A 17356-nucleotide genomic window follows, 5' to 3' on the forward strand; every position below is an offset into this window, starting at 1 on the left:
TTACTGTTCAGTGGTTTGACGATTGGTCCAACGGTGGGCGCTGTCCATGTACTGCGTGAACAGTGGACGTACCTGGTCGAAATCGATCCCGTATTCCGCCGGTTCTGCGCGCATGCTGGGCTCGCGCTCAGCGGCGGCCCGTGTCCACCACTGCCGCATCTGATCTTCGAACTGCGGGCCGACAGGCTCTCCCAGCCATCTGTACAGGCCTTCGACTTGACCAATGGGATCGGCTTGTATGGCGCGAAAGTCGATGTCGTAGAACCGTTCATCAGCACCGTCGGCGCGGAATTTCAATGTTCGTTCCATGCCCAGTGACAAATGTTCGACGTTGAGTTGGCCGATGTAGTGCTTGTCGACATCGTCGGTGAACGCCGCGATGATGTCGGCGAACAGGTCAGCCACGGAGAGAATGACATCGGTCGGATCACGATGTGTCATGACGTATCGTGCATCGGGAAAAGCTCGATCGAGGTGCTCGAGTGACATCACGTGCGACGGACATTTGAGCCGCCACTGTCGGCTCGGCTCACCCCATTGAAGAAGTTTCATTACTCGGCGTTGATACTCGTATGTCGGAGTGAGATTTGCCTTTTCGATCAACCACGTTGAATAGGAAGGTATCTGAGCGAATGAATGGAACATATGCGACTTGAAGTCCAGCGCCATCAGATCGTGACACTCCATCGGTCCGTGAGTGTCGACGGGGACATGATGCCTCGAACCGACCATCTCGCCCAGGTCCGGTGGGATGCGCGGGTCGACCCCATGCACCGTCGACGGAGGTGGACACGGATGTGACGATTCCCACCGCTTGATGTAACGCACCGAGGGATCTTGAGCCAACAGCAGCGACAGTGCTGTTGATCCGGTGCGAGGCAGGCCGATACCAATCAGTGGAGCTTTGATGGAACCATCGTCAATCTCCGGGTGGCGCCGATACCAGTCCTCGACCTGAAGTCGCTGCGTCAGGTGCAAGATGATGCGGTCGCGCAAGAACGATTCACCCACGGCATTCAACTTCGCTTCATCGCGGAGAGCGGTGAGGAGGATCTCGAGGCCTTCCCGGAATGAGTCGTCACCGAAATCGTTGAGACCGGTTTGTGTAACGGCGGTGTCCAGCATGTCGTTGATGTGAGACATGAATGACCTCTCCATTGAGTTGTCAGTTGAATGGGGTTGTGACGGTCCGACGGCAGTTGTCGCTTGATGCGGGACCTGCGGCCGGAGTCGAGTCAACCGCTCGAGACATTTGAATCAACACTGCGAAGATCGCTACCAGTGATATAAATTCATTCGAAAGTGTTGGTGTGCAATCAATTTAAGATTGGGTTTGCATGCTGGCTTGGGTGGCAGGTATGAGGTCGTTGTTGCAGAGGCGGGCTGATTCCGCGTCCTTGTTCACCAATCGAGGCCGCACGAGAGCGACTCAGTTCATGAACTGCCCGCCGGCCACATCAATGGTCTGGCCGCACATGTAATCGGCAGCTTCCGTAGCCAGGTACGCAACCATGTTGGCAATCTCCTCGGGTAGACCGACCCTGCCGAGTTGCACATAATTGTCTATCGCCTCCACGATGGCGCCGCGTGCGGCGCGCTCCCTGTCGTTCTGGGGATCGAGGAGGTACTCCCTCATGTCTGGTTTGATCATGATGCCCGGAGCTACACCCAACACATTGACACCGCGGGGCGCCATTTCATGGGCGAGGTTACGGGTAAACCCGATCACGCCGGCTTTAGCGGCGTTGTAGACAACCAGACCGCGGTGCTGCATTCGCCCTCCGACGGCCCCGATGTTGATGATCTTGCCCGATCCTTGCGGCAGCAGATATTCCAGCGCTGCGTGCGCGCCGTACATCATCATTGTCAGGCTGCCCAGCATCGTGTGGTCGATATCTTCCTTCGTATGTTGTTCGAAGGGGCCGGCAACAACCATGACGGGGTTGTTGACCATGATGTCGAGTCCGCCGAGTGCGGCATGACTATCCCTTACCGCTCGATGAACCTGATCCCAATCCGACATGTCAGCAGCGATCGGCACGGTGTTCACACCCCATCGCTGTTCGATCTCCTTCGCCCGTCTCTCCACTTTCTCGAAAGTCCGGCCGACCAGTGCGATATCTGCACCGAGTCCGGCAAGGCGATTTGCGACGGCCTGACCCAAGCCATCGCCACCGGCGCCGATCACAATCGCCTTCTTGCCGGTCAGGTCCATTAGTTCGGTCACGCGTTTCCCGACAATATGGGTGGGCAACCGATCGAAACCCATGACATCGGACCAGTCCCGCTCCAGTCCCTCCATTGAGGTCTCCTCTCATCGTTTCGGTGGTGGAAGCCGAATACATTCCGTTGGGACTCCGTTGTAGCGAGGCTATGACAGCAGTCACATTCAATGCCAATACCGATTTCAGGCATTGAGTCATATCAAACTGCTATGGCTGGCAGAATTGGATCGACCATGGACACGCATCGACTCAAGTACTTTCTGTGTATCGCCGACGAAGGCTCGATGACTCGTGCCGCGAGCGTGCTCGGGATCGCTCAGCCGGCATTGAGTCGTCAGGTGCGTCGTCTCGAAGATGATCTCGGTGTGACACTCTTTGTCCGAACCGCTCGCGGGATGCAGTTGACCGAAGAGGGCGAACGGTTGCGTGCGACCACTTCCGCACCATTGCGCCAATTAGAACTCGCGATCCAATACGCCGGGTCTCCCTTGGCACGAGTCGAGCGAGGCTACCGTCTCGGACTGCCGGAGACGGCTGCGGGCATCTTGGCCGCCCCACTGCTGGGGAGCCTGTCTGCGACATTCCCGAACGTGAATTTCTTTGTGACAGTTGCGCCTACAGACAAACTTGTCGAAGAGTTGCTCAAAGATACTCTCGACAGTGCGATTATCAATTCGGTGCCGGACGAGCGCCTGTTCTACAGCGACCTTCTGGTTGAGGATCTTGTCCTCGTCGGTGGGCAGGCATCGGATCTACAACCGAATCGTGCAATCAAGTTCGCTGAACTCGCGGGCTTTCCACTTGTACTGCCCAGCTCTCGAACTGGCATAGGCAATACCCTCGAGAACACAGCTCTGCGGCTTGACGTTAAGTTCAGCTCTCGATTTGCGACCGACTCACTTCAAGTCGCGAAGGATCTCATCGAAGCGGGTCTTGCTTACGGCGTCCTACCGCTATCTGCGTGCGGTATCGAGATCGAAGCCGGGCGAGTGCGGTGGGCGCCGATATGTGAACCGACACTCAGCCACAAGCTGGGCATGGCCGCCACGGCACAGTTGAAAGTGCCGCGCGGGTTCGGGATCAAGATCGGAGAGATCTTCCATGAAGAAGTGGCGCGCCTGACCAAGTCAGGCAGGTGGCCCGCGCAACTTCTTCCTTCCCGTCATTGGCATTGATCTCTCTGATGCGCAGCGCGAATGCCACAGAAGATGGCCGGAAGCTGGAAGGGTGCGATCCTGGCTTGACTACGACGCTCTCCTCGCGCGGCTGGAATCGCTCGTCTACGAGCGGGTCCGCGAAGTCCAAGACGCTGTACTCGCTCGTGACCCACGCCTGGTGCAAGAACGGCATCAGTTCGCCTGCAGCATTTTTGAGGGGACCGGAGCATGAAGTTCGGATCATCGGGATCTGGTCTGTCGACACGTAACGGGTCGACTTCCGAGGTGCTGTCGCCCAGAACAGGCAGGTGCTGTCCTCGATGCATTGGGCGCTAACGAACTTTCGAGCTGAGAACGTCGTTTGAAACATGGCTGGATTGCTAGGTGAGGCCCCTGAGCAATTGGACATCGTCGCGCCCGTCGGGCATATCCTAGGTAAGTCATTTCGAGATGAGTGCAAGCGTCGTGCGCCTTCTCCATGACCGAAGTCGCGAGGGCGGTGTGGTGAGATGGACGACCCGATGGCCGACTCCGATCCGCTCGCGACTCGACGTGCCGCGGTCCCGACGATTACCGAGGAGTTGAGCGCGGCCGGATTCGACGAGGCGCAGGAGATCGGGCGCGGCGGGTTCGGTGTGGTCTACCGATGCGTGCAGTCCTCGCTCGACCGTAATGTGGCCGTGAAGGTCCTCACCGCCGACCTCGATGACGAAGTGCAGGCGCGCTTCGTTCGTGAACAGCGGGCGATGGGACGCCTGACGGGGCACCCGAACATCGTGGGAGTGCTGGAGGCGGGCGTTACCGAAAGAAATCGCCCCTACATTGTGATGCAGTACCACCCGCGTGACTCGTTGAAAACCCGAATTCGCCGCGATGGCCCACTCGAACCAGCCGAAGCGCTTCGCCTCGGCGTGAAGATGGCCGGTGCTCTCGAGAGCGCACACCGCCATGGCATCATCCACCGCGACGTCAAACCCGCAAACATCCTGCTCACCGATTACGGCGAGCCGGCGCTCACCGACTTCGGCATCGCCCACATCTCGGGAGGATTCAAAACCACCACCGGCACGGTCACCGGATCTCCGGCGTTCACTGCCCCCGAAGTGCTCGGAGGTGACCCACCGAGCGCTGCCTCCGACATCTACGGTCTCGGCGCCACCCTGTTCTGCGCCGTCACCGGTCATGCCGCTTTCGAACGTCGCAGCGGCGAGCAAGTGGTGGCGCAGTTTCTTCGGATCACCACAGAGCCCGTCCCGAATCTGCGTGAGCGAGGCATCGATGAGGACGTGAGCGCGGTGATCGAGCGGGCGATGTCCCGCGATTCGCAAGAACGCCCCGCATCTGCTGCGAGTTTCGGCGACGAACTACGACAGGTCCAGGTCGCCAAGGGCTTTGCTGTTGACGACATGGCTTTGTTGTCTGGACCGGATCGTCCACGGAAAGAAGGGGATCCGCCTCGCACACCTTCGATCAGCGGAGAGTTTTCGTCGGCTCGACCGCATATCCACGCGGGGCAGGCCGTGCGGAGTTCGACCGGAGAGTTACCTCTCGAGCTCACTAGTTTCGTCGGGCGTCGCCGTGAGTTGATCGAGACCAGGGCGAGGCTGTCGGTCTCGCGCTTGTTGACCTTGACCGGAATAGGCGGCGTGGGTAAGACACGTCTCGCGTTGCACGTGGCAGCGGAAATGTGCGGCGGATTCAGTGATGGAATGTGTCTGGTCGAGCTTGGCGAGTTGCGCGACGGGTCGTTGTTGGTGGACGTGGTAGCCACCGCGTTGGGAGTACGAAATCCGTCTGCGCGCCCGCTCGAGGACGTACTGGTGGAGTTTCTCGCCTCGCGGAATCTCCTACTGGTACTGGACAATTGCGAGCAGGTGGTCGACGAGGCCGCCGCGCTGGTCGGCACGTTGCTGCGCACCTGCCCGGATCTACGAATATTGGCCACGAGTCGCGAGCCGCTCAGTATCGACGGGGAATCGGTGCTCCAGATTCCACCGTTGACGGTTCCTTCCTGGGAGGGCAATCCTTCCCTGCGGGCGATGACCCGCTTCGATGCGGTGAGCTTGTTCGAGGATCGGGCGGCCGCAGCAGTGCCGGGATTCGAACTCACCGAAGACAACAGAGTCGCGGTGGCCAGGATCTGCCATCATCTCGACGGCTTGCCACTGTCGATCGAGCTGGCGGCAGCACGACTGCGGGCAATGTCGATCGACCAGATTGTGGCGCGGCTGACCGACCGGTACTCGTTACTGACTCGCGGTCCCCGCGGTGTGCCACCACGCCAGCAGACGTTGCGGCTGTCGATCGACTGGAGTTACGAGCTGTGCACCGCGCAGGAACAACGGCTATGGGCGCGCCTGTCAGTGTTCGCGGGCAGCTTCGAACTCGACGCCGTGCAAGAAATCTGCGCAGACGATCGGGATTCGGCAGAAGTGATCGACACAGTGACTTCCCTGATCGACAAATCCATCCTTGCGCGTGAGCAGGTTGGGGAAGTGGTGAGGTACAGGATTCTCGAGACGTTACGTGCCTACGGTAGGGAGAAGATCGGGCCGGCCGATGAGTACACGGCGTTGCGGCGCCGTCATCGTGACTGGTACCTGAAGATGGTGCTGGATGCGGAGGCCGACTGGATCGGTCCGCGGCAGTTGGAACTGCTCGAGCGACTGGACCGAGAGCAACCAAACCTGCGTGAGGCAATGGAGTTCAGTGCGACTGAATCTGGTGACGACGGGATCGTGGCCGAGGTGCGAATTGCGGTCGCCCTATTCCCTTTCTGGGTTTCGCGCGGTCGCCACAGTGAAGGACGGCACTGGCTCGACCGCGTGCTGGCTGACCAGTCGCGCGTTCCGGCCCTGGAACGAGTCAGAGCCCTGTACGCCAATGCTCTGCTCGCCGGCATGCAAGGCGATTTGCCGGTGGGGAACGCGCTGGTCGACGAGGGTCTGGCGTTGGCTGAACAACTGGCAGACCCCGCGACGGACGCGCTCATCGCTGCGGCAGGTGGAATGCTGGCGCTCTACGGCGGGGATCTGTCCACAGCACGAGCACGGCTGAGCGACGCCCGCGAGTGGTACGACGCTCTAGCCGAGGTATCGCGAGTAGGCATTGCGGTCCTGCAGGCGCTGGGATGGACCTTCGAATTGCAGGGCGACGCGACTCAGGCCACGGCCTGCCATGAACAGGTGCTCGCGATAACCGAGTCGCGTCGGGAATCTGTGTATCGGTCGTACTCCTTGTGGGCAACCGGAGTCGCCGTGTGGCGACAGGGCGACGGCGCACGTGCCGCTCGGCTCCTGGAGCAGGGACTTCGGCTGACGTGGCTGGTTGATGACCCGCTCATAGCTGCCGCTGACCTCGAGGCACTGGCGTGGATCGCGAGCGAGCGGCGCGAAGCAGCGCGCGCTGCCGTCCTATTGGGAGCCGCCGAGTCGTTGCGGCGGGCAGTGGGTAGCTCCACCGTCCTGTATCTCCAACTCCTTGCTCACCATGAGCAGTGTGAGCAGCTTGCCCGTCGTGCGCTGGGGAAGCGAGCGTTCGAGGCGGATCACCGCAAGGGGAGGGCTCTGAGTTTCAGCGACGCGGTCGCTTACGCCCTCCGAGAGCAGTCGCCGGTTGCAACGACCTCCGCGGACGCTGTCCTGACAAAACGAGAACGGCAGGTTGCCCGTCTTGTGGCTCAAGGACTGACCAACAAGGCGATTGCCGCCCAACTCGTGATTTCGCAGCGAACCGCTCAGGGGCACGTCGAGCATATTCTCGTCAAACTGGGCTTTACCTCACGAGCTCAGATTGCTGCCTGGGTCGTTGAATGCGCGCGCGACGCTCCGGTCTGACCCTCAACCTCGAGGGTTTGACGGACCATTTGATGAAGTCGAGTTCAGTTGCGCGCCTTGAATTGTGGTGACGTGGTGCATCACACGACGACTTCGTGGGCGAGTCGGCTTCGGTGCGCCAGTAACACTCCGGCGCATTAAACCGACCTTTTGGTATGAGAGCTTCCCGTGCTACCCGAGTTTCCTCGCTCGCCGTGCTCATTTGCGCATCGGCTGCCACATGGTTTGCGCCTGCTGCCTCGGCCGAGGTGGTCGACGTCATGGTCGTTCCTGGGCTCGGTGGCGGCCCGACCACCCCGTATGGTGCCGGGTGTACGTACCTGGTGGTGGCCACGACGGCCGATGTCTCGGAGCCTGGCGTCTCCATTGTCGACTTCAATCGTGCATCGACGTTCTTTCCGCAGGAACTTATCTGGGACACGATCAATCCTTATTACGTGTCTCCGGTGATTCTCGGTCATGCATTTACTCTGTGGACTCCTACTGCCCCTGGCGAGCATTCCCTGATGGCGTACCAGACTTCGGCAGGTGGGCCGATCGAAACTGTAACCGTGAAACCGGGTTTGCCGATCGGGCCCGGTTGCATCGTCGCGCCCTGACGGTAATCCCGGGTGAGCCTATGGGTGTGGCCAGGGGGTCGACATCTACAACCAATTGGTTGTACGTTGGTGGTGTGAACGGAGATGACGAGGACCGCGCGGACGCACTGTTCCGTGCGCTTTCGGACCGGACGCGGCGCGACATCATGCGCCGTGTGCTGGCCGGGGAGTGCTCGGTTTCCGCGCTCGCGGCGAAGTACGACATGAGCTTCGCTGCGGTGCAGAAGCATGTCGCCGTGTTGGAGAAAGCCGGCCTCATCACCAAGCGACGCACCGGTCGCGAGCATCTCGCCAGTGGCGACGTGACGGCGTTGCGGTCGGTGGCGGCCATGCTCACCGAACTGGAACAAGTGTGGCGCGGCCGCATCGGACGTATTGACGAACTCATCGCACTCGACTCGCCCAAGGAGGGCTGAACCATGCCTGTTACGGACGTCCAGCAGGACATCGACACTCGAACGCTGACCATCGTCGCGGAATTTGCCGCGCCGGTCGAACGTATCTGGCAGGTCTACGCAGACCCGCGTCAGCTGGAGAAGGTGTGGGGCCCACCGACTTACCCGGCGACCGTGGTGGAGCACAACCTCACTCCGGGGGGTCGCACGACCTACTTCATGACGGGCCCGGACGGTGAGAAATTTGCAGGCTACTGGGAGATTACGGCCACCGACGAACCGACGAGCTTCTCGTTCGATGACGGCTTCGCCGATGAAGATTTCAACAAGAATCCCGAGATGCCGATTTCGAAGAACGTCTTCACTTTCACCGAGCACAACGGCGGCACGCGAGCGACCTATGTGAGCTCTTACGAGTCCGCCGAGGCGTTGCAGCAGGTTCTTGACATGGGTGTCGTCGAGGGCGCCTCATCTGCGATCAACCAGATCGACGATCTGGTGGCTTCCTGAGGGTGTGACCGCGTTATTGGTCCGGAAATTCAGCGCAAGGACAGCCGGTGGCACGCGCTGAGCGCCACCGGCTGTACAGCGAATCAGGCCTGCGGCTTGATTACGTTCGCGTTGAGGTACTTCGTGGAGATACGGTCGGCATCCAGATCGGTGCCCCAGATGCTCTTGTCGTTGGCGATGAGGTACTTGGGGTCGCACTTGAACTCGCCGGCTGTCGCCGGGAAAACCTGTGAGTACTCGGCGCCATTCAGCGAAGTCATGAGGCCGCAGGTGGCAGGCATGTTCTTGCCCGGATCGGTAACAGCGTGCAACCCTCCACCGTCCCAGTCGTGGATCGACGACAGTTCGTTGACCATGCACTGACGCGTCAGGTCGCTGCCACACTCATCGGCAGCGGTAGCCCACAGCAGGAAGGACGATGCAGCCTGCATACCGAGGAGTGCCGTCTTGCCGCCACCGGCGGATACCAGGTCGGAGTACTGCTTCACAGCCGGAACTTTGTCGGCATTCTCGAGCATCTGGAAAATCATGTCCGCGTTCAGATTGTCGAGCAGTCCGGTTTCCTTGTTCCAGGCCGAAACGGCTTCGCCGTACCAGGTGGCCTCACCGAAGAAGATCGGATCGATACCGACCTGATCGAGGGACTTGACGAAGTTCAGCTCCGGCGGGCTGGCCGAACGGGAGGTCCAGATACCCTTGACGCCGCATTCCTTGAACTTCTCGGCAAACGGCACGTAGCTGGACTCACCCTCGTAGTTCAGCGTGACGCCACAGTCCTTGAGCTTGAAGCCGGCAGCCGCGGCCATTGCACGGGTCTTGGTGGTGGAGTTGATGATTGCCGGCATCGTGCTGTTGACGACGTCGAAGTCATTGAGGAGGTCCGGGTGCATCTCGGCCATCTGGAACCAGGCTGCGGCATTGGAGTAGTCGACGGGCATCGGCACACCCTGGAATGACATCGGGCCATTGGTTGCGTCCGGTGACACCGTGAATCCGGGAACGGCAACCATGTTGCAGGCGACGCGGGTCTGTTCTGCGGTCTGGTCCATCGCAAATCCGTGGCCGACCATCATGAACTGGCTGGCGCAGGCTTCCTGCATGACCGAGTTGGCCTGCGTCATCGCCGCGTCGTAGTCGGTGCCGACCACTTTGCGGCCGTTGATGCCGCCCTGATCGTTGCACCAGGAGATGAGCGCACCGACGGCGTCGCTCATTTCCTTGTTCAGACCTGGGGATTTCACGTAGCCGCGGTCGTCGCCGAAGCCGATCTTGATCTCGGTGTCGCTGACGCCCTGATCCGTCGCGCCCTTCGCGTCTCCGTCACCGCACGGGGAGGCAAGTGTGCCGAACTTGGCGTCGGAACTCTTCGACGCGGCGTCCGCTGTCGCAACGGATGCACCGTTCGACGTCGCCGACGGGTCGTCGCCACGGGCACCGGAACAGGCGGACACCAGAGCGGCGGTTGCGGCAAGGGCCACAACCAGCTTCGCGGTCTTGTTGGGCTTCACTTCGAGCTTCTCCTTTTGCAGACGGCACAGCAGTTCACAGGCGGCACTGCCTGGGCAGTTGCACTGAGAGCCGTAGATAATCAGCGATCGGAAAATGTCGAATACGACTTCCCGATGAGTGAGATGCAAAAGTGAAGTGCAACACAATCTTGCAGCCTTTGTGGCTATGGTCACGCCTTTTGGCCTGTTGCAGTCCCGAGCCGTCGTGTGGGTGCCCCGAACCCAACATTGGATGACGGGAGCATTCAATCCCGGTCACCGCGCCCTCGGATTTCCGGGCGCGGTGGTGGATTACATGCCCGAGCCGCCGGAGAGCATCGCGATCGTCAGGAGGATGCCGCCGACAATTCCCGAGAATGCGCTATCGCTGTTGAGTAGCCAGTCGTTAAGGGATCCCATGGAGTACCTCTCTTGTTTTGTCCAGTTGTCGAGCAGAGCCTATCGACGGATCGTGTCCGAAATATCGCTTTCTGTCGATATCGGGATGTGAGGTGCTTCGATGTGGGACAAGAGAACTCGAGGCTTATCGGATGGCCTCCATTGTCTGTTTGAAGATGCCCAGGCCGTGTTCCATCGCGGCGCCCATCGCTATGGCGAGGTCGTCCGGTTGTACGTCGTGGATCCACACGAATCGACTGCGGCCGTCGGCGTCAGGGAAGACTTGCATCGACGCATTGTCGTGTGTCGGCGCCATGGTGCCGCCGATGACGGAGTAGGCGAGTCGACGCGATTGGTGGTCGAGCGCGATGAGCCGTTCACGCACGACGGTTCCGTCGGCGAAGGTAGCGATCCTGACGCCAGGCTCTTCGAGTTTGCTGTTGGTCACGAATCCCGGCGCCATCCGAACGGGTCCGTCGGTGAAGTCGCTGATAACGGCCCACACGTCCGCGGGGTCGGCATCGATGATGATTTCATTCTGTACGGAGGCCATTTCTGCTCTTTTCTGTAGAGGGCGCTCTGTTCGCTCTTGAGAACCACGCTACGAGGCAGTTAGGACAACTACTGACCTAGTTGTGGAGGAATTTGCTTTTGTGGACACCGCGGGTAGAGATCCGAAACAGACCTGGCCGAACGCCTCGCCGTTGCTGACAGGATCATCCGTCGCGATCAGCTCCGCTTCGGCTACGTCGCCCACGCCAGCGCTGAGAGCAGGAGGACGGCTGGGACATGGCATAGAAGGATTTGGCGAGCCTTCCGCGTAGACCAGTTGAACCGGCGTGATGCGTGGAACGGTCCATCTCACAGTTCAGGTAATCGATGGCGAGCCACGCGAACTAGCCATGGGTAACTGGGAAACAGTCGAAGAGATGGGGTTCCGGGCTCTGAAGCCTCCGATACCGCGGCTGCGTCATTTCGGCTTTGGCCGACACCGGGCGTATCGGTGACCATTAGTTTTCGGGACGTCCCCGCGGGGACGTTTCCTGGGGCGTCCCGGGTCGTTTGGCGATCGAGTCGGCCAACAATCGGCATTCCTGTTCTGAGCCGATCTCCGGTACCGCCCAGTCGACGAATGCGACCTTGTCGTGTCCTTACCGCGTCCCGCTGTTCTTCTCCGCGAACCTGCGACGGTGGGTCAGCTCTCCTATGGCTGACGGCTGTCGGTACGGAGGGCGCCTTCGACCGGGCCCGGGGTGCGATGGCGGAGCTCGCAGTCTCGATGCAACAGAAGCGCACGTCATATATCAATATGCGGCGAACTGCACCACGAACCCGGATCAATTCAGTCGTTATAATCTGGTTTCTCCCAACTGGTACGCGTTTCGGTGAGGAAACGGCACACGTTCGCGTAGTGCCCCTTCCGGTGTGACATTGCGCAATCGGACAGAGGTCGAAGGACCACTGTCACAACCACAGTCCGCGACGTGGAAAGATAGTCGTCGTGCTGCGTTGGATAACTGCTGGAGAATCCCATGGTCCCGCCCTCGTCGCGATGCTCGAGGGCATGGTTGCGGGGGTCGAAGTGACCTCTGAGGCCATCTCGTCCGAACTTGCCCGTCGTCGACTCGGCTATGGCCGTGGCGCGCGGATGAAGTTCGAGGCCGACAAGGTCACCATCATCGGTGGTGTCCGCCACGGCTTTACGCTCGGTGGCCCCGTTGCCATCGAAATCGGCAACACCGAGTGGCCTAAGTGGGAAACCATCATGTCCGCCGATCCGGTCGATCCGGATCTGCTCGCCGATCAGGCTCGCAATGCACCGTTGACGCGACCGCGTCCCGGCCACGCCGATTACAGCGGCATGCTCAAGTACGGCTTCAATGACGCCCGTCCCATCCTCGAGCGTGCGAGTGCTCGTGAGACCGCTGCCCGGGTTGCTGCGGGAACCGTCGCTCGCTCCTTCCTTCGTCAGGTATTCGGCGTCGAGGTTGTTTCGCACGTCATCTCCATCGGTGCGTCCGAGCCCTATGTCGGACCCGTGCCGGAGGGCAAGGATCTGGATGCGATCGACGCGAGCCCGGTCCGTGCCTTCGACAAGGCTGCCGAAGAGTCGATGATCGCCGAAATCGAAGCAGCGAAGAAGGACGGCGACACCCTCGGAGGCGTCGTCGAGGTTGTCATTCACGGCCTGCCCGTCGGTATCGGAACGTTTGTCAGCGGCGCGGAGCGTCTCGACGCACGACTTGCCGCTGCCCTCATGGGAATTCAGGCCATCAAGGGTGTCGAGGTCGGCGACGGTTTCGAGACCGCGCGTCGTCGCGGCAGCGAAGCTCACGACGAGATTCGCCCCGGCCCGGACGGCATCGTCCGTTCCACCAACCGCGCAGGCGGTATCGAAGGTGGCATGACCAACGGCGAGGCACTGCGGGTTCGCGCCGCGATGAAGCCGATCTCAACGGTGCCGCGCGCATTGGCGACGGTCGATATGGAAAGCGGTGAAGAGGCAGTTGCCATCCATCAGCGCAGTGATGTCTGCGCGGTTCCGGCTGCCGGTGTTGTTGCGGAATCCATGGTTGCGCTTGTTGTCGCTCAAGCCGCACTCGAAAAGTTCGGCGGTGATTCCATTGCCGAGACCACAGCAAACTACCGGCGTTACGCCGACGGTATCGCAGCCCGACCGCCTCGCTGAGAGCGTCCAAGCGGAAGGTCCTGCCACGATGAAACCGAAAGCTGTACTTATCGGCCCACCCGGCGCTGGTAAGTCAACCATCGGCCGTCGTATCGCGCAGGCGTTGGAACTCGACCTGGTTGACACCGACGCCGAGATCGAAAAGACGACCGGACGGACGATTCCCGACATCTTCACGCACGACGGCGAGCCACGTTTTCGTGAGATCGAAGAAGACGTGGTTCGGGAAGCGCTGGCCAGCACTGACGGCATCGTCTCGCTCGGTGGCGGTGCGATCCTGTCGGAGCGCACGCGCGCACTGCTCGACGGCCACACCGTGATCTATCTCGAGATCAGTGTTGCCGAAGGGCTGCGCCGGACCGGCGCGAACAATCATCGTCCGCTCCTGGCGGGTGGTGATCCCAAGGTGAAGTATCAGGAATTGATGCGGCGTCGACGTCCGTTGTACCGGCGCGCCGCCACCATCCGGATACGCACCGACGGTCGTAGTCCGTCACGCGTCGTCGCGCAGTTGGTGTCCAAACTTGAAGACAAATGATCAACCGGAGCGGAGCAGTGGAGCAGTGACCGAACCCGTAGTTGTAGAGGTGAAGACCGCAAGTCCTTACCCGGTTGTGATCGGGCGAGGTCTGCTCGGCGACATCGTTGCCGAGTTGGAGGGCACGCGGACCGTCGCGATCTTCCATCAGCCACCGCTCGCGGAAACGGCTGAGGCCGTGCGTGCTGCGTTGGCGGAGAAGGGAATCGACGCGCATCGCATCGAGATCCCGGACGCCGAAGACGGCAAGGATCTGGCTGTGGCCGGCTTCTGCTGGGATGTGCTCGGACGTATCGGCCTGACCCGCAGCGACGCGATCATGAGCCTGGGCGGCGGCGCAGCGACAGACCTCACCGGGTTTGTGGCAGCGACGTGGATGCGCGGCGTGAAGGTTGTGCACGTTCCGACCACGCTGCTCGCAATGGTCGACGCGGCAGTGGGCGGCAAAACGGGCATCAACACCGAAGCGGGCAAGAACCTCGTCGGTGCGTTCCACGAACCGGGCGCGGTGTTCATCGATCTCGCGACTCTCGAGACGGTGCCGCACAACGAGATCGTCGCCGGTTTGGCGGAGGTCATCAAGACCGGCTTCATCCAGGACCCGGTGATCCTGGACCTGATCGAGGCGGACCCGAAGGCAGCGTTGGATCCGTCGGGAACTGTTCTGCCCGAACTGATTCGACGTTCCGTCGAGGTCAAGGCCAAGGTTGTCGCAGCCGATCTTCGGGAGTCGGATCTGCGCGAAATCCTCAACTACGGACACACTCTGGCACACGCGATCGAGCGTCGTGAGCAGTACAAGTGGCGTCACGGCGCTGCGGTGTCGGTAGGCCTGGTATTCGCTGCTGAACTGGGTCGACTGGCAGGTCGCCTCGACGACGCGACGGCTGATCGCCACAAGTCGATCCTCGAGTTGGTGGGGCTCCCGACGTCGTACGACGACGACGCCTTTTCTCAGTTGCTCGCCGGAATGCAGACCGACAAGAAGAACCGAGCCGGACTGCTGCGGTTCGTTGTTCTCGACGGCTTGGCCAAGCCTGGCCGGCTCGAAGGCCCGGATCCGTCGCTGCTGGTTGCGGCGTACTCGGCTATCGCGCGACCGCCGAGGTCGTCCGGCGGAACGGTTCGCTTGTGAAAATCAACGTCGTCAACGGACCGAATCTCGGACGCCTCGGTAAGCGTCAGCCGGAGGTGTACGGCGCGACCACGCACGACGATCTGGTCGAACTGTGTGTCGCGGCCGGCAAGGAATTGGGCGTCGAGGTGGTCGTTCGTCAGAGCGATCACGAAGGCGATCTGCTCGGCTGGATTCACGACGCGGCGGATGCCGGTGAACCGGTAATTCTCAACGCCGGCGGATTGACCCATACCTCTGTCGTATTGCGTGATGCGTGTGTCGAGCTGACCGCCGGCCTGGTCGAGGTCCATATCTCGAATGTCCATGCGCGCGAGGAGTTTCGGCACAATTCACTCCTCAGCCCCATCGCAGCCGGCGTGATTGTCGGGATGGGTGTTGCGGGGTACCCACTCGCGATCAGGTTCCTCGCCGAGCGCGGCTGAAGTACGTAAACACGAAATACCTACACACGAGATATCGACACACGACTGAGGGCTCCGAGGATGATGTCCTCGGAGCCCTCAGTCGTGGAAATTACTGTTCGCGCTTGCCTGGATCGACGGCGGGAAAGACGGTTGTGTCGGCGTCGGATTCCTCGACCGTCATGGCAGCGCCGCTGTACGCGTGCTGGGTTGTGGGGGAGTCGTAGCCCTCGCTGACGGGGACAGGTTCGTGATGGCGCTCATGCGACGGAGTTTGCGGCGCCGTGCCGTGCTTGCGCTGCTCGCGGCTGGTGATGAACCGGCCGACGGTGACGGCGACCATCGCGGGAACGAAGATGAGCAGAATCGTGAAAGCGGCACCGGCAGTGATCTCGAAGAACAGACCCTGCTGGGTCAGTTCGAGTGCCGGGACGAGGCTCAGGAGCCAGCTGGCTGCGCCGGCGACGAACCCGCCGACAACGGCGGCCTTGAGCCACAGCATCAGGAGGTCTGCACCGTCGTCCGGGTCGGGGAAGTGGCGACGATCACGAATGCCGTCGATGCCGCCCCAGATCGCGGCGAGTGCGATGACGATGAACAGGGAGAGCCATCGCAGGGTGGAGCCCTGGAGAGGCCACTGCGCGATTGCCATACCGAGCAATGCGCGAAACACAACATGTATCAGGGCCATGCCGAGGCCACGTACTAACCACGCGTTCATACCTACAGCCTAACTAGAACAGATTCCACTTGTGGCCTAACCCACAATTATTGCTGTAACCGCGCGTTTCGGGTTGAGGGACAGACCACGACAAGCGGGTAGGTTCGAGTCATGTCAGTTGATCATCGGTCCCGCCGCGACGCCCTCCGTGCACTTCTGGTTGCACGCGAACTCGACGCGATTCTCGTCACAGACCTTCTGAACATCCGCTACCTCACGGGGTTCACCGGTTCGAACGCCGCGTTGGTGGTGAGCGCACAAGACGCCAGTGGTGACAGTGCGCACGGTGCAAGTGGCGACGAGGATGCGACGGTCATCTGCACGGACGGTCGTTACGTCACGCAAGTTGCCGAGCAGGTGCCGGATCTGCGGGCCGAAATCAATCGTTCGAGCGCAGCGCATCTGATCGGAACCTTCTCGGGCGACGTCTTGGCTTTCGAGGCGCACGTCGCGACGTTTGCCGAGCACCGATCCTGGACGGAGTCCGCGCCGTCCGTCCGGTTCGAACCGGTGAGCGGGCTCGTCGAGAAACTGCGCATGGTCAAGGACGAGCATGAGATCGGATTGCTACGTGCCGCGTGTGCGGCGGCAGATGATGCGTTGGCGCAGTTGATCACTCGCGGGGGACTGCGACCGGGCCGCACCGAACGCGAGGTGGGCCGCGAACTGGAAAACCTCATGTTCGAGAACGGCGCCGATGGAATTTCGTTCGAGACGATCGTGGCCGCCGGAGCAAACTCCGCGATTCCGCATCACCGGCCGACCAGTGCTGTATTGGCGTCGGGTGACTTCGTGAAACTGGACTTCGGCGCCCAGGTCGGCGGGTACCACTCCGATATGACTCGCACCTACGTGCTGGAGACTGTTTCCGATTGGCAACGGGACGTCTACGAACTGGTTGCCAAGTCCCAAGCGGCCGGCCGCGCGGCCCTGGTTCCCGGTGCGGAATGCGCAGCCGTCGACGCTGCGGCACGCTCGGTGATCGACGACGCAGGGTACGGCGAATTGTTCTTGCACGGCCTCGGACACGGTGTGGGGCTGGAAATCCACGAAGCTCCCGGAATCGGGAAGCTCGGCACCGGTACACTTCTTTCCGGCGCGGCGGTGACCGTCGAGCCGGGCGTGTACTTCTCCGGGCGCGGAGGCGTACGGATCGAGGACACGCTCGTTGTTCGTGAGCAGGGGCCAGAGCTGCTCACACTGACCGCAAAAGACCTTACCGTCATCTGAGACGGTTTCCCGACCCCCTAGGAGACGCGAA

General features: G+C 61.1%; 15 protein-coding genes. 10 read left to right on the plus strand and 5 right to left on the minus strand.

What is annotated here, in order from left to right:
- Positions 1-1143, minus strand: a complete 1143-nt coding sequence (locus V2B23_RS02375; RefSeq protein WP_430948848.1) for a sulfotransferase family protein — start codon at positions 1141-1143, stop codon at positions 1-3.
- A gap of 286 nt (positions 1144-1429) precedes the next feature.
- Entirely contained in the window at positions 1430-2302 is an 873-nt protein-coding gene (locus V2B23_RS02380) for an SDR family NAD(P)-dependent oxidoreductase (RefSeq protein ID WP_095886235.1), read from the minus strand.
- 156 nt (positions 2303-2458) lie between these two features.
- Here V2B23_RS02380 and V2B23_RS02385 point away from each other — a divergent pair, with 156 nt between their 5' ends.
- From V2B23_RS02385 to V2B23_RS02405, 5 genes are all read left to right on the plus strand, one after another.
- Positions 2459-3400, plus strand: a complete 942-nt coding sequence (locus V2B23_RS02385; RefSeq protein WP_430949167.1) for a LysR family transcriptional regulator — start codon at positions 2459-2461, stop codon at positions 3398-3400.
- Between the two features lie 503 nt (positions 3401-3903).
- Positions 3904-7218 carry a protein kinase domain-containing protein gene (locus tag V2B23_RS02390; protein WP_430949168.1) on the plus strand — a complete coding sequence of 1105 codons (3315 nt, stop codon included), beginning with the start codon at positions 3904-3906 and terminating at the stop codon, positions 7216-7218.
- Between the two features lie 155 nt (positions 7219-7373).
- A complete protein-coding gene (locus V2B23_RS02395; protein ID WP_430948849.1) occupies positions 7374-7817 on the plus strand; it encodes a hypothetical protein in 444 nt (147 codons plus the stop codon).
- Positions 7818-7891: 74 nt separating this feature from the next.
- Positions 7892-8233, plus strand: coding sequence for an ArsR/SmtB family transcription factor (locus V2B23_RS02400; RefSeq protein WP_430948850.1), 342 nt, complete (start codon positions 7892-7894; stop codon positions 8231-8233).
- Between the two features lie 3 nt (positions 8234-8236).
- Positions 8237-8722 carry an SRPBCC family protein gene (locus tag V2B23_RS02405; protein ID WP_430948851.1) on the plus strand — a complete coding sequence of 162 codons (486 nt, stop codon included), beginning with the start codon at positions 8237-8239 and terminating at the stop codon, positions 8720-8722.
- A gap of 83 nt (positions 8723-8805) precedes the next feature.
- Here the strand turns inward: V2B23_RS02405 and V2B23_RS02410 are convergent, their stop codons facing one another.
- Complete coding sequence (locus tag V2B23_RS02410; protein ID WP_430948852.1) at positions 8806-10230, minus strand: ABC transporter substrate-binding protein; 1425 nt, start codon at positions 10228-10230, stop codon at positions 8806-8808.
- A 523-nt stretch (positions 10231-10753) separates the two neighbouring features.
- Positions 10754-11161, minus strand: coding sequence for an SRPBCC family protein (locus tag V2B23_RS02415; RefSeq protein ID WP_430948853.1), 408 nt, complete (start codon positions 11159-11161; stop codon positions 10754-10756).
- Positions 11162-12109: 948 nt separating this feature from the next.
- On the opposite strand from V2B23_RS02415, the gene aroC reads away from it, so the two are divergent.
- Genes aroC through aroQ form a run of 4 tightly spaced genes read left to right on the plus strand, consistent with a single transcriptional unit; the run spans position 12110 to position 15395 of the window.
- Positions 12110-13297: a chorismate synthase gene (aroC, locus tag V2B23_RS02420; protein WP_033232168.1), complete on the plus strand. Its 1188-nt coding sequence runs from the start codon at positions 12110-12112 to the stop codon at positions 13295-13297.
- A gap of 28 nt (positions 13298-13325) precedes the next feature.
- Positions 13326-13835, plus strand: coding sequence for a shikimate kinase (locus V2B23_RS02425; protein ID WP_033232167.1), 510 nt, complete (start codon positions 13326-13328; stop codon positions 13833-13835).
- A gap of 25 nt (positions 13836-13860) precedes the next feature.
- Complete coding sequence (aroB, locus tag V2B23_RS02430) at positions 13861-14970, plus strand: 3-dehydroquinate synthase (RefSeq protein WP_430948854.1); 1110 nt, start codon at positions 13861-13863, stop codon at positions 14968-14970.
- Entirely contained in the window at positions 14967-15395 is a 429-nt protein-coding gene (aroQ, locus tag V2B23_RS02435; RefSeq protein WP_430948855.1) for a type II 3-dehydroquinate dehydratase, read from the plus strand. Before aroB ends, aroQ begins: the two co-directional genes overlap by 4 nt.
- 91 nt (positions 15396-15486) lie before the next feature.
- On the opposite strand, the gene V2B23_RS02440 is transcribed toward aroQ, so the two are convergent.
- Positions 15487-16095, minus strand: a complete 609-nt coding sequence (locus V2B23_RS02440) for a B-4DMT family transporter (protein ID WP_430948856.1) — start codon at positions 16093-16095, stop codon at positions 15487-15489.
- Between the two features lie 111 nt (positions 16096-16206).
- Between V2B23_RS02440 and V2B23_RS02445 the strand changes: the two genes are divergently transcribed.
- Entirely contained in the window at positions 16207-17325 is a 1119-nt protein-coding gene (locus V2B23_RS02445; protein ID WP_430948857.1) for a M24 family metallopeptidase, read from the plus strand.
- The last annotated feature ends 31 nt before the right edge of the window (positions 17326-17356 follow it).

Origin of the sequence: Rhodococcus sp. 24CO (assembly GCF_050586165.1) — a bacterium.
Lineage (GTDB): Bacteria > Actinomycetota > Actinomycetes > Mycobacteriales > Mycobacteriaceae > Rhodococcus_F.